Source organism: Streptomyces sp. NBC_00271, assembly GCF_036178845.1.
Taxonomy (GTDB): domain Bacteria; phylum Actinomycetota; class Actinomycetes; order Streptomycetales; family Streptomycetaceae; genus Streptomyces.
This window is the reverse complement of record NZ_CP108070.1, coordinates 2,895,466-2,908,461: the sequence shown is the minus strand read 5'-3', so window position 1 is coordinate 2,908,461 and position 12,996 is coordinate 2,895,466. Positions and strand designations below refer to the sequence as shown.

11 protein-coding genes are annotated in these 12,996 nt (G+C 70.4%); 10 read left to right on the top strand and 1 reads right to left on the bottom strand.

Translation table 11 applies throughout. The features are described 5' to 3' along the window. The first annotated feature begins 112 nt into the window (after positions 1-112). The gene (rpsD, locus tag OG798_RS13675; RefSeq protein ID WP_054233962.1) at positions 113-727 is read left to right on the top strand and encodes a 30S ribosomal protein S4; all 615 of its coding nucleotides are present in this window, start codon (positions 113-115) and stop codon (positions 725-727) included. 33 nt (positions 728-760) lie between these two features. Here the strand turns inward: rpsD and OG798_RS13670 are convergent, their stop codons facing one another. Continuing rightward, positions 761-2,920 (bottom strand): ATP-binding protein, encoded by a 2,160-nt coding sequence (locus OG798_RS13670; RefSeq protein WP_121416719.1) that lies wholly within the window; start codon positions 2,918-2,920, stop codon positions 761-763. Between the two features lie 215 nt (positions 2,921-3,135). Here OG798_RS13670 and OG798_RS13665 point away from each other — a divergent pair, with 215 nt between their 5' ends. The 9 genes from OG798_RS13665 to aroB all read left to right on the top strand — a co-directional run bounded on the left by OG798_RS13665 (position 3,136) and on the right by aroB (position 12,811). Then, positions 3,136-3,579: a DUF948 domain-containing protein gene (locus OG798_RS13665; protein ID WP_075027554.1), complete on the top strand. Its 444-nt coding sequence runs from the start codon at positions 3,136-3,138 to the stop codon at positions 3,577-3,579. A 7-nt stretch (positions 3,580-3,586) separates the two neighbouring features. Then, positions 3,587-3,931 carry a DUF6167 family protein gene (locus OG798_RS13660; protein ID WP_121416720.1) on the top strand — a complete coding sequence of 115 codons (345 nt, stop codon included), beginning with the start codon at positions 3,587-3,589 and terminating at the stop codon, positions 3,929-3,931. Continuing rightward, the gene (gene alaS / locus OG798_RS13655) at positions 3,931-6,603 is read left to right on the top strand and encodes an alanine--tRNA ligase (RefSeq protein ID WP_095855787.1); all 2,673 of its coding nucleotides are present in this window, start codon (positions 3,931-3,933) and stop codon (positions 6,601-6,603) included. Before OG798_RS13660 ends, alaS begins: the two co-directional genes overlap by 1 nt. A gap of 38 nt (positions 6,604-6,641) precedes the next feature. Further along, positions 6,642-7,106: a Holliday junction resolvase RuvX gene (gene ruvX / locus OG798_RS13650; RefSeq protein WP_054233989.1), complete on the top strand. Its 465-nt coding sequence runs from the start codon at positions 6,642-6,644 to the stop codon at positions 7,104-7,106. Between the two features lie 122 nt (positions 7,107-7,228). Beyond that, positions 7,229-9,025 (top strand): endolytic transglycosylase MltG, encoded by a 1,797-nt coding sequence (gene mltG / locus OG798_RS13645; protein ID WP_267061300.1) that lies wholly within the window; start codon positions 7,229-7,231, stop codon positions 9,023-9,025. Continuing rightward, entirely contained in the window at positions 9,006-9,845 is an 840-nt protein-coding gene (locus OG798_RS13640; RefSeq protein WP_121416722.1) for a shikimate dehydrogenase, read from the top strand. Before mltG ends, OG798_RS13640 begins: the two co-directional genes overlap by 20 nt. Before the next feature lie 178 nt (positions 9,846-10,023). Further along, a complete protein-coding gene (gene aroC / locus OG798_RS13635) occupies positions 10,024-11,208 on the top strand; it encodes a chorismate synthase (protein ID WP_067365989.1) in 1,185 nt (394 codons plus the stop codon). Next, the gene (locus OG798_RS13630) at positions 11,205-11,723 is read left to right on the top strand and encodes a shikimate kinase (protein ID WP_095855790.1); all 519 of its coding nucleotides are present in this window, start codon (positions 11,205-11,207) and stop codon (positions 11,721-11,723) included. The genes aroC and OG798_RS13630 overlap by 4 nt, the downstream gene beginning before the upstream one ends. Continuing rightward, on the top strand, positions 11,720-12,811 hold the full coding sequence (gene aroB, locus OG798_RS13625) for a 3-dehydroquinate synthase (RefSeq protein ID WP_099923777.1): 1,092 nt from the start codon (positions 11,720-11,722) through the stop codon (positions 12,809-12,811). The genes OG798_RS13630 and aroB overlap by 4 nt, the downstream gene beginning before the upstream one ends. Positions 12,812-12,996: the final 185 nt, after the last annotated feature.

Sequence of the window (12,996 nt, the reverse complement as noted above, 5' to 3'; positions counted from 1 at the left end):
CAGACCCAGGAGCGGCTGCCCAGCAGGTCCCCCGAGGACCCGCGGGGTTTCCCGGGCTGCGGATTGCGACCTCCCTTAACTCTGGTGAGCCGAAATCACGGAAAGAGAAAAAGTGGCGAATCAGTCCCGCCCCAAGGTCAAGAAGTCGCGTGCCCTCGGCATCGCGCTGACCCCGAAGGCCGTCAAGTACTTCGAGGCCCGCCCCTACCCGCCGGGCGAGCACGGCCGTGGCCGCAAGCAGAACTCGGACTACAAGGTCCGTCTGCTCGAGAAGCAGCGTCTGCGCGCGCAGTACGACGTGTCCGAGCGTCAGCTCGTCCGCGCCTACGAGCGTGCCTCCAAGGTCCAGGGCAAGACCGGTGAGGCCCTGATCATCGAGCTCGAGCGCCGTCTCGACGCGCTGGTCCTGCGTTCGGGCATCGCCCGCACGATCTACCAGGCCCGCCAGATGGTCGTTCACGGCCACATCGAGGTCAACGGCCAGAAGGTCGACAAGCCGTCCTTCCGCGTCCGTCCCGACGACGTCGTGATGGTCCGCGAGCGCAGCCGCAGCAAGACGCTGTTCGAGGTCTCCCGCGCCGGTGGCTTCGCCCCCGACGGCGAGACCCCGCGCTACCTCCAGGTGAACCTCCCGGCCCTGGCGTTCCGCCTGGACCGCGAGCCGAACCGCAAGGAGATCCCGGTGATCTGCGACGAGCAGCTCGTCGTCGAGTACTACGCCCGCTGATCGTCTTACAGCGGACGTAGCACCACCTGCGCGTCAGCCCGTCGTCTCCCCGCCCTTCGAGGTGGGCGAGACGGCGGGCTTCCGCGTGTCCGGGGGCAGCCCGCGCGGCGAGGGCACCGCGCCCAGCGGCCGGGGACCGGGCCGCCGCAGTGCCCGCGCCACCGCCGCCTCCCGCCCGAGCCGAGACCCCGCCCGTACGCACTCCTCGTACCGCTCGTCGCCCAGCCCCCGCCGGGCCCCGGCCTCGCACCGCTCGTGCGGCACGTTGTAGTACGCCGAGCCGAACAGCGGCAGGCCCACCGAGGGCCACAGCCGGGCCGCCGCCCCCTGCAGCAGCGCGGCCTCGGCCGGATCGCCCTCCGCCTCCGTGACCAGCGCCAGCAGCTCGAGCGCGAGGACCGTGCCGAGCAGGTCGTGGAAGGCGTGCGCGATGTCCAGGCTCTGTTCCAGGAGCTCCCGGGCGCGCCCCGGATCGCCCGCGGTCTGGGCCTCGTACGCCAGCACATACAGCGCGTAGGCGAGCGCCCAGCGCTCCCCGTGGTCCTCGCAGACCCGGCGGACGTCCTCGCACAGCCGCACCGCGCCCGGCAGATCGCCCCGGAACGCCAGCGCCATCGCCAGCTCCACCTGGGCCATCAGCACGTTGCTGTTGAGCTCGCCGATCGCGTGGTAGCGGTCGAGCGCCGAGCGCAGCAGGGTTTCCGCGCGTGCCATGTCGTCGCCGACCAGCGCCAGACAGCCGGTGCGGTGCTCGGCATAGGCGATCGCGGTGGGGTTGCCGGTGCGTTCGGCCTCCTCGCGGCACTCCTGGAGCGCGGTGAGCGCGGGCACCATGTCGCCCTGGAGGATCGCCACGTAGCCGAGCACCCACAGGGCCTTCAGCCGCGACTGGTCGCGGTCGCTGTCGAGCTCCACCCCGCGCTCCAGCCAGTGCCGCCCCTCCGCGAGCCGGCCGCAGCCGACCCAGTAGAACCACAGGCTGCCCGCCAGGTACTGGCCCAGATGCGTCTCGCCCGGCTCGGTCAGGCTGTACTCCAGGGCGCAGCGCAGATTCGGCAGCTCCGTCTCGATGCGCGCGGCCACCTCGCCCTGCCGTGGTGAGAACCAGTCCAGCTCGCACCAGGTGGCCAGGCCCATGTACCAGTCGCGGTGGCGGCGGCGCAGCCGGCCCGCGTCGCCCGCCGCCACCAGCCAGTCCGCGCCGTACGCCCGCACCGTGTCCAGCATCCGGTAGCGCAGGCCGGCCGCCGTCTCCTCGCGCGCCAGCACCGACTGCGCGAGCAGCTCGCCCAGCACGTCGAGGACGTCGTCGGCGTGCAGTCCGTCACCGCTGCACACGTACTCGACGGCCTCCAGGTCGAACGGTCCGGCGAACACCGAGAGCCGCGACCACAGCAGCCGCTCCTCGGGTGTGCACAGCTCATGGCTCCAGCCGATCGCCGTCCGCAGTGTCTGGTGGCGTGGCAGGGCGTCACGCCCGCCGCCGGTCAGCAGCCGGAAGCGGTCGTCGAGCCGGGACAGCAATTGCCCGGGGGAGAGGGCGCTCAGCCGGCCGGCGGCCAGTTCGACGGCGAGCGGGATCCCGTCCAGGCATCGGCACAGCTCCAGGACGTCCGCCCGGTTGGCGTCGTCCAGCGCGAACCCGGGCACCCGGGCCGCCGCCCGGTCCGTGAACAGCTCCGCGGCCTCCCGCTCGGGCAGCGGGGCCAGCGGGAACAGCAGCTCGCCCTCGACCTCCAGCGGCCTGCGGCCCACGGCGAGCACCCGCAGCCCCGGCGCATGCCGCAGCAGCTCGCCCACCAGCGCGGCGCACGCGTCCACCAGATGCTCGAACCCGTCCACGACCAGCAGGAGTTGACGCTCGGCGAGATGGTCGAGGAGCAGCGTGCGGGGCGGCCTCGACGTCTGGTCCGTCAGCGCGAGGGCCTCCACGAGCGCGTACGCGACGAGATCCGGATCGCGCACGGAGGCCAGTTCCACCCGCCATGATCCGTCGCGCGGCCGGGTGTGTGCCGCGGTCCGTGCCGCGAGGCGTGACTTGCCCACGCCGCCCACGCCCGTCACCGTCACCAGCCGGGCCTGCCCCAGCGCCTCCGCCAGCCGTGCGAGTTCGGCCGTGCGCCCCACGAACGCGTTGAGTTCCAGGGGCAGATTGCCGGGTGTGGACCGGTCGGAGCACTCAGAAGCTCGCATGGGACACGGAGCGTACTGACCCGTATGCGGTCCGTACAGTCGCTTCGCGCAAGTCCGGCCCGGCAGCCGGTAATGCGGTACGGAGCGGCGGCCCCGGCGCGATAGGCTCGGGGGACGACTTTTTGATGTTCAGACACGATGTTCAGACGCGATGTCCAGGCATGTATCGGACACGGTGTCCGGACATGTACTGGCAGGCACGTACTAGGGAGCGGGTGCGCACAGTGTCCGGTGGAGAGGTGGCCGGGATCCTGGTGGCCGTCTTCTGGGCGATCCTGGTCTCCTTCCTCGCCGTCGCACTGGCGAGGCTGGCCCAGACGCTCAGGGCGACCACCAAGCTCGTGGCGGACGTGACCGACCAGGCCGTCCCGCTGCTGGCCGACGCCTCCGCGGCGGTGCGTTCCGCGCAGACCCAGATCGACCGGGTCGACGCCATCGCGTCGGACGTCCAGGAGGTCACCTCGAACGCGTCGGCACTCTCCACGACCGTCGCGTCCACCTTCGGTGGCCCGCTCGTGAAGGTCGCGGCGTTCGGCTACGGCGTCCGCCGGGCCATCGGCGGCCGCAAGGACAATGTGCCCCCCAAGGCCTCCCGTCGTACCGTGATCGTGGGCCGCACCGTCCCGTCCGCGCGACGGGGAAAGCGGAAGAAGGACTGACGCAGCGATGTTCCGTCGTACGTTCTGGTTCACCGCCGGCGCAGCCGCGGGTGTGTGGGCCACCACCAAGGTCAACCGCAAGCTCAAGCAGCTGACGCCCGAGAGCCTCGCGGCCCAGGCCGCGAACAAGGCGATCGAGGCCGGGCACCGGCTCAAGGACTTCGCGCTCGACGTCCGCGACGGCATGGCCGAGCGGGAGGCCGAACTCGACGAGGCGCTCGGGCTCGATCGCCACCCCGAACTGCCCGCGCCCCGGCGTGTCGCCGCGATCGAGAACACTCCGAAACACAGCAAGAACCCGACGTACGTCGAGAGGTCGACGTACTCGTACAACCGGAATGAGGACCACTGATGGAGTCGGCCGAGATTCGCCGCCGCTGGTTGAGCTTCTACGAGGAGCGCGGTCACACTGTCGTTCCCTCGGCGTCGCTCATCGCGGACGACCCGACTCTGCTCCTGGTCCCCGCGGGCATGGTGCCCTTCAAGCCGTACTTCCTCGGTGAGGTCAAGCCGCCGTGGTCGCGCGCCACCAGCGTGCAGAAGTGCGTGCGTACGCCCGACATCGAAGAGGTCGGCAAGACCACCCGGCACGGCACGTTCTTCCAGATGTGCGGCAACTTCTCCTTCGGCGACTACTTCAAGGAAGGCGCGATCACCTACGCCTGGGAGCTGCTCACCTCGCCCCAGGACAAGGGTGGTTACGGACTCGACCCCGAGCGCCTGTGGATCACGGTCTACCTCGACGACGACGAGGCCGAGTCCATCTGGCGCGACAAGATCGGTGTCCCGGCCGAGCGCATCCAGCGCCTGGGCAAGAAGGACAACTACTGGTCCATGGGCGTCCCGGGTCCCTGCGGCCCGTGTTCCGAGATCAACTACGACCGCGGCCCCGAGTTCGGCGTCGAGGGCGGCCCGGCCGTCAACGACGAGCGGTACGTGGAGATCTGGAACCTGGTCTTCATGCAGTACGAGCGCGGTGAGGGCACTTCGAAGGAGGACTTCGAGATCCTCGGCGAGCTGCCCAGCAAGAACATCGACACCGGCCTCGGCATGGAACGCCTCGCCATGATTCTGCAGGGCGTGCAGAACATGTACGAGATCGACACCTCCATGGCCGTCATCAAAAAGGCCACCGAGCTGACGGGCGTCGAGTACGGCGCCGCCCACGACTCCGACGTCTCGCTGCGCGTGGTCACCGACCACATGCGCACCTCCGTGATGCTCATCGGCGACGGCGTGAGCCCCGGCAACGAGGGCCGCGGCTACGTGCTGCGCCGGATCATGCGCCGCGCCATCCGCAACATGCGGCTGCTCGGCGCCACCGGTCCGGTCGTCAAGGACCTCATCGACGTCGTGATCGAGATGATGGGCCAGCAGTACCCGGAGCTCGTCACCGACCGGCAGCGCATCGAGACCGTGGCCCTCGCCGAGGAGGCCGCCTTCCTCAAGACGCTGAAGGCCGGCACGAACATCCTCGACACGGCCATCTCCGACACCAAGGAGTCCGGCGGCACGGTGCTCGCCGGCGACAAGGCCTTCCTGCTCCACGACACCTGGGGCTTCCCGATCGACCTCACCCTCGAAATGGCCGCCGAGCAGGGCCTTTCGGTGGACGAGGACGGCTTCCGGCGTCTGATGAAGGAGCAGCGGGACAAGGCCAAGGCCGACGCCCAGGCCAAGAAGACGGGCCACGCCGACCTCGGCGCCTACCGTCAGATCGCCGACGCCGCGGGTGAGACCGAGTTCATCGGCTACGACCGGACCGACGGCGAGTCGCGCATCGTGGGCATCCTGGTCGACGGTGTCTCCTCGCCCGCCGCCACCGAGGGCGACGAGGTCGAGATCGTCCTCGACCGCACTCCGTTCTACGCCGAGGGCGGCGGCCAGATCGGTGACACCGGCCGCATCAAGGTCGACACCGGTGCCGTCATCGAGATCCGCGACTGCCAGAAGCCCGTCCCGGGTGTGTACGTCCACAAGGGCGTCGTCCAGGTCGGCGAGGTCACCGTCGGTGCCCAGGCCCAGGCCACCATCGACTCCCGTCGCCGGACGGCCATCGCCCGCGCCCACTCGGCCACGCACCTCACCCACCAGGCGCTGCGCGACGCCCTCGGCCCGACGGCCGCCCAGGCCGGCTCCGAGAACCAGCCCGGCCGCTTCCGCTTCGACTTCGGTTCCCCCTCGGCCGTTCCGACGACCGTCATGACCGACGTCGAGCAGAAGATCAACGAGGTGCTCGCCCGTGACCTGGACGTGCACGCCGAGATCCTGAGCCTCGACGAGGCCAAGAAGCAGGGCGCCATCGCCGAGTTCGGCGAGAAGTACGGCGAGCGCGTCCGCGTCGTGACCATCGGCGACTTCTCCAAGGAGCTGTGCGGCGGCACGCATGTGCACAACACCTCCCAGCTCGGCCTGGTCAAGCTGCTCGGCGAGTCCTCGATCGGCTCCGGCGTACGGCGTATCGAGGCCCTGGTGGGCGTCGATGCCTACAACTTCCTCGCCCGCGAGCACACGGTCGTCGCCCAGCTCCAGGAGCTGATCAAGGGCCGTCCCGAGGAGCTTCCGGAGAAGGTCTCCGCCATGCTCGGCAAGCTGAAGGACGCCGAGAAGGAGATCGAGAAGTTCCGCGCGGAGAAGGTCCTGCAGGCCGCCGCCGGTCTCGTGGAGTCCGCCAAGGACGTTCGCGGCGTGGCTCTGGTCACCGGCCAGGTCCCGGACGGCACGAGCGCCGACGACCTGCGCAAGCTGGTCCTCGACGTGCGCGGCCGCATCCAGGGCGGACGGGCCGCCGTGGTGGCCCTGTTCACCACCGCGGGCGGCAAGCCGCTCACGGTCATCGCCACCAACGAGGCCGCCCGCGAGCGTGGCCTCAAGGCCGGTGACCTGGTCCGTACGGCCGCCAAGACCCTCGGCGGCGGCGGTGGCGGCAAGCCGGACGTCGCCCAGGGCGGCGGCCAGAACCCGGCCGCCATCGGCGAGGCCGCCGACGCGGTCGAGCGGCTCGTCGCCGAGACGGCCAAGTGAGCACGGACGATCAGCAGGGGAGCGAGGACGGCCGGGGCATGCGCCGCGGCCGTCGGCTCGCGATCGACGTCGGGGACGCCCGGATCGGGGTCGCCTCGTGCGACCCCGACGGGATCCTCGCGACTCCGGTCGAGACCGTGCCGGGGCGCGATGTCCCGGCCGCTCAGCGCCGGTTGAAGCAACTCGTCGAGGAATACGAGCCGATCGAGGTCGTCGTCGGGCTCCCTCGCTCCCTCAAGGGGGGCGAGGGCCCCGCCGCCGTGAAGGTGCGCGCCTTCGCCCAGGAGCTGGCCCGGGCGATCGCGCCCGTCGGCGTCCGGCTCCTCGACGAGAGGATGACCACAGTGACGGCCAGTCAGGGGCTACGCGCGTCGGGCGTGAAGTCCAAAAAGGGCAGGTCCGTCATCGATCAGGCGGCCGCCGTCATCATCCTGCAGCAGGCTCTCGAGTCCGAACGGGCGTCTGGCAACGCACCGGGCGAGGGCGTCGAAGTGGTCATCTGATCGCGATACGGTAACGTTCCGCGCGATGTGGTGGTGTTCGAACAGCCACCGCACAGCGAAGAGGCGGACGGGAGCCGAGCCACCAGCGACAGCAGCCACCGCCTCGCGGCTCTAGGGGATCGATGACTGAGTATGGCCGGGGCGCAGGCTCCGAACCGTGGAATCCGGAGGACCCGTTGTACGGGGACGGCGGATGGGGAGGACAGGCCGCCGACGGCCAGTCCCCCTACGGCGGCCAGCCGCAGCACTACCCGCAGCAGCCGCAGCAGCAGCACCAGCAGTCCCAGTACGGCGAGTGGAGCCCCGACCAGCAGGGCGGCTACGGCCAGGAGCAGCAGTACGGCGCCCAGAACCAGCAGCAGTACGAGGGCCAGGGCGGGCAGCAGTATCACGACCAGGGCCGGCAGCACTTCCACGGTCAGGGGCAGCAGCAGTACCCGCAGCAGTACCCCGGCCAGGAGCAGCAGCAGTACGTCGATCAGGGTCAGCAGCAGTACAACGGTCAGGACCAGCAGCAGTACCACGATGGCGGCTGGGACAACGGGACGCAGCACCAGGTCACCTACGCCGCCGACCCGAACGATCCGTACGGGAACCAGGCCGCCGGGTACACCGGTGAGCAGCCCGACTTCTACGGCACTCCCGACGCGTATCCGCCGCCGGAGCCGCCCGCCCGTCGCCGCGCCGAGCCCGAACCGGAGATCGACTGGGATCCGGGACCCGACCAGGGCGAACATGCCTTCTTCGCGGGCGGTGACGACGATGACGACCTCGACGACGACGATCCGAAGGCCGGCCGCGGCGACCGGAAAGGCCGCGGTGGCAAAGGTGACAAAGGCAAGAAGCGCCGCAGTGGCTGCGCCTGCCTGCTCGTGGTGATGGTGTTCGGCGGCGGTATCGCCGGTGTCGGATATTTCGGGTATCAGTTCTACCAAAATCGTTTCGGCCCGGCTCCGGACTTCGCGGGCGAAGGCAGTGGCAAGGTCACGGTCGAGATCCCCAAGGGCGCGGGTGGCCTCGCGATCGCCCGGGTGCTGAAGGAGAACGGCGTCGTCAAGAGCATCGACGCCTTCGTGTCCGCGCAGCAGAACAACCCCAACGGGAACAGCATCCAGGCGGGCGCTTATGTGCTGAGGAAGGGCATGTCGGCCGCCAGTGCGGTCAAGCTGATGCTCGATCCCAGGAGCCAGAACAACGTGATCGTCGCCCCTGGGCAGCGCAATGTCGTTGTCTATCAGGCGATCGACAAGAAGCTCGATCTCGCGGACGGCACCACCGGGAAGATCGCCCAGAAGGAATACAAGACTTTCGGACTTCCCAGCTGGGCGAACGACAGCAAGGACATAAAGGATCCGCTGGAAGGATTCCTCTATCCGGCGACCTATCCCGCCGCCAAGGGCATGAAGCCCGAGGCGATCCTGAAGCAGATGGTGACGCAGGCCAAGGAGAGGTACGCGGCGTACAACCTCACGGCCAAGGCCAAGGAACTGAACCTGCAGAACCCGCTCCAGGTCGTCACGGTCGCGAGCCTCGTCCAGGCCGAGGGCAAGACGCACGACGACTTCCGCAAGATGGCCGAGGTGGTCTACAACCGTCTCAAGACCACGAACACGGAAACCAACAGGCTGCTCCAGTTCGACTCGACCTTCAATTACCTGAAGGGCCAGAGCAACATCCACATCAGCGAGTCCGAGATCAACAGCAACAAGGACCCGTACAACACCTATACGCGGAAGGGTCTGCCGCCCGGACCGATCGGCAACCCCGGTGACGACGCGCTGAAGGCGACGTTGAACCCGACCAGCGACGGCTGGGTCTATTTCGTGGCGACCGACGGCCAGAGCAACACCGAATTCGCCAAGACCTATGCGGAATTCCAGAAGCTCAAGGACAAGTTCAATGAGAGCTCGGGCAACTGACGCCCGAAGGGCCGCGGTACTCGGCTCCCCGATCGCCCATTCCCTCTCCCCGGTGCTGCACCGCACCGCGTACCGGGAGCTGGGACTCGGCGACTGGTCCTACGACCGTTTCGAGATCGACGAGGAGGCGCTGCCGGGCTTCTTCGGGGACCTCGGTCCCGAGTGGGCGGGTCTGTCGCTGACCATGCCGCTCAAGCGGGCCGTCATCCCGCTGCTCGACGAGGTCAGTGAGACGGCGGCCTCGGTCGAGGCCGTCAACACGGTCGTGTTCACCGAGGACGGCCGTCGCGTCGGCGACAACACCGACATCCCCGGGATGGTCGCCGCGCTGCGCGAGCGCGGGATCGAGCAGGTGGACTCCGCCGCGATCCTCGGCGCGGGCGCCACCGCCTCCTCCGCGCTGGCCGCGCTCGCCCGGATCTGCACCGGCGAGGTCGTCGCCTACGTCCGCAGCACGGAGCGGGCCGCCGAGATGCGGCAGTGGGGCGAGCGGCTCGACGTGGAGGTCCGTACGGAGGACTGGGCGCACGCCGCGCAGGCCCTGCGCGCCCCGCTCGTGATCGCCACCACCCCTGCGGGTACGACGGACGCCCTGTCCGCCGCGGTCCCGGAACGGCCCGCGACGCTCTTCGACGTGCTGTACGACCCGTGGCCCACCGACCTCGCGGCCCGCTGGTCCGGCTACGGCGGCGCCGTGGTCAGCGGACTCGACCTGCTCGTGCACCAGGCGGTGCTCCAGGTCGAGCAGATGACCGGGCGCGCCCCCGCGCCCCTCGACGCCATGCGGAAGGCGGGCGAGCAGGCCCTCGCGAGCCGCTGAGCACCGCCGCGGCGAGCCGGGCGCCGTCCCGCCTGATGGACCTGCGGCGGGGCACCGCGCCCGGACGTGGGAGGATCGGAGGTGGCGGGCCCGGGCCGCGCACCCGGTCGCGCCGTCGCCGTACACGAGGACGCGTGTACGCAGCAGCAGTACCAGGGCGCGAGCATGAGGAGCACCGTTGAGCAGGTTGCGCTGGCTGACCGCGGGGGAGTCCCACGGTCCCGCACTTGTCGCGACGCTGGAGGGTCTTCCCGCCGGCGTGCCGATCACCACGGAGATGGTGGCGGACCACCTCGCCCGGCGGCGCCTGGGCTATGGACGCGGTGCCCGGATGAAGTTCGAGCGCGACGAGGTCACCTTCCTGGGCGGTGTCCGGCACGGTCTCACCCTCGGCTCGCCGGTGGCCGTCATGGTCGGCAACACCGAGTGGCCCAAGTGGGAGCAGGTCATGGCGGCCGACCCGGTCGCCCCGGAGATCCTCGCCGAGCTGGCCCGCAACGCCCCGCTGACCCGGCCCCGGCCCGGCCACGCCGACCTCGCGGGCATGCAGAAGTACGGCTTCGACGAGGCCCGGCCGATCCTGGAGCGCGCCTCCGCCCGGGAGACCGCGGCCCGTGTCGCGCTGGGCGCCGTGGCCCGTTCGTACCTGAAGGAGACGGCCGGGATCGAGATCGTCTCGCACGTCGTCGAGCTGGCCGCGGCGAAGGCCCCGTACGGCGTCTACCCCAAGCCCTCGGACGTCGAGAAGCTCGACGCCGACCCGGTGCGCTGCCTCGACGCCGACACGTCGAAGGCGATGGTCGCGGAGATCGACCAGGCCCACAAGGACGGCGACACGCTCGGCGGCGTCGTCGAGGTGCTCGCGTACGGCGTGCCGGTCGGCCTCGGCTCGCACGTGCACTGGGACCGGCGCCTCGACGCCCGGCTCGCGGCCGCGCTCATGGGCATCCAGGCGATCAAGGGCGTCGAGGTCGGCGACGGCTTCGAACTGGCCCGCGTGCCCGGCTCCAAGGCCCACGACGAGATCGTCCACACCGAGGACGGCATCCGCCGCACCTCCGGCCGCTCCGGCGGCACCGAGGGCGGTCTGACCACCGGCGAGCTGCTGCGCGTACGCGCCGCGATGAAGCCGATCGCGACCGTGCCGCGCGCGCTGGCCACGATCGACGTGGCGACCGGCGAGGCCGCCAAGGCCCACCACCAGCGCTCCGACGTCTGCGCGGTCCCGGCCGCCGGAATCGTCGCCGAGGCCATGGTCGCCCTCGTCCTCGCGGACGCGGTGGCCGAGAAGTTCGGCGGCGACAGCGTGCCCGAGACGCGGCGCAACGTCGAGTCCTACCTCGAGAACCTGGTCGTGCGGTGACCGCTGGACCGCTGGTCGTCCTCGTCGGGCCGATGGGTGTCGGCAAGTCCACCGTCGGCGCGCTGGTCGCAGGCCGGCTCGGCTGCGCCTACCGCGACACGGACGACGACATCGTGGCCGAGCAGGGCCGCACCATCGCCGACATCTTCGTCGACGAGGGCGAGCCGGCCTTCCGCGCCATCGAGAAGAGCGCCGTGCACAAGGCGCTGGGCGAGCACGAGGGGGTGCTGGCGCTGGGCGGCGGCTCGATCCTCGACGCCGACACCCGCGCGCTGCTCGCCGGGCACCGGGTCGTCTACCTCTCGATGGACGTCGAGGAGGCGGTCCAGCGCACCGGCCTGAACGCGGCCCGTCCGCTGCTCGCCGTCAACCCGCGCCGGCAGTGGCGCGAGCTGATGGAGGCCCGCCGCCACCTGTACACCGAAGTCGCCCGCGCGGTCGTGCCCACCGACGGCCGCACCCCCGAAGAGGTCGCCCAAGCCGTCCTCGACGCACTGGAGTTGAAGGAAGCATGAGCGAGGCAGTGACGCGTATCCAGGTCGGCGGCACCGCGGGCACCGACCCGTACGAGGTCCTGGTGGGCCGTCAACTCCTCGGTGAACTGGGCGCGTTGATCGGCGACAGAGCCCAGCGCGTCGCGATCATCCACCCCGAGGCGCTCGCCGAGACCGGGGACGCGCTCCGCGCCGACCTGGCCGGACAGGGCTTCGAGGCCGTCGCCATCCAGGTGCCCAACGCGGAGGAGGCCAAGACCGCGGAGGTCGCCGCCTACTGCTGGAAGGCGCTCGGCCAGTCCGGCTTCACCCGCACCGACGTCATCGTCGGCGTGGGCGGCGGCGCCACCACCGACCTCGCCGGGTTCGTGGCGGCGACCTGGCTGCGCGGGGTGCGGTGGATCGCCGTTCCCACCACCGTGCTCGGCATGGTGGACGCGGCGGTCGGCGGCAAGACCGGCATCAACACCGCCGAGGGCAAGAACCTCGTCGGCTCCTTCCACCCGCCCGCGGGCGTGCTCTGCGACCTGGCCGCGCTCGACTCGCTGCCGGTCAACGACTTCGTCTCCGGGCTCGCGGAGATCATCAAGGCCGGCTTCATCGCGGACCCGGTGATCCTGGAGCTCATCGAGTCCGACCCCGAGGCGGCACGGACGCCCGCGGGCCCGCACACCGCCGAGCTCATCGAGCGCTCCATCAAGGTGAAGGCCGAGGTCGTCTCCGGCGACCTCAAGGAGTCGGGGCTCCGCGAGATCCTCAACTACGGCCACACCCTCGCGCACGCCATCGAGAAGAACGAGCGCTACAAGTGGCGGCACGGCGCGGCCGTCGCCGTCGGCATGCACTTCGCCGCCGAACTCGGCCGACTGGCGGGCCGGCTGGACGACGCGACCGCCGACCGCCACCGCACGATCCTGGAGTCCGTCGGCCTCCCGCTCAGCTACCGCTACGACCAGTGGCCCAAGCTGCTGGAGAACATGAAGGTCGACAAGAAGTCCCGCGGCAACCTGCTGCGCTTCATCGTCCTCGACGGGCTGGCCAAGCCGACCGTCCTGGAGGGCCCCGACCCGGCGGTGCTCCTCGCCGCTTACGGCGAAGTGGGGGAGTAGCTCCCAACGGGCCCCTACTTGGCCCTGTTTGCCCTCCGTTCACGGGCACTCCCCAGCTTCCCCGGCCGTTCACACAACGACGGCCGGGGAAGGTACCGTTCGGTAGCGGGCGAGCGGGAGGCTCCGCTCGCCGGCGTCAATCGCCTGCCGCGAGCGAATGGGCGAAAAGATTCACGAGACGGAGT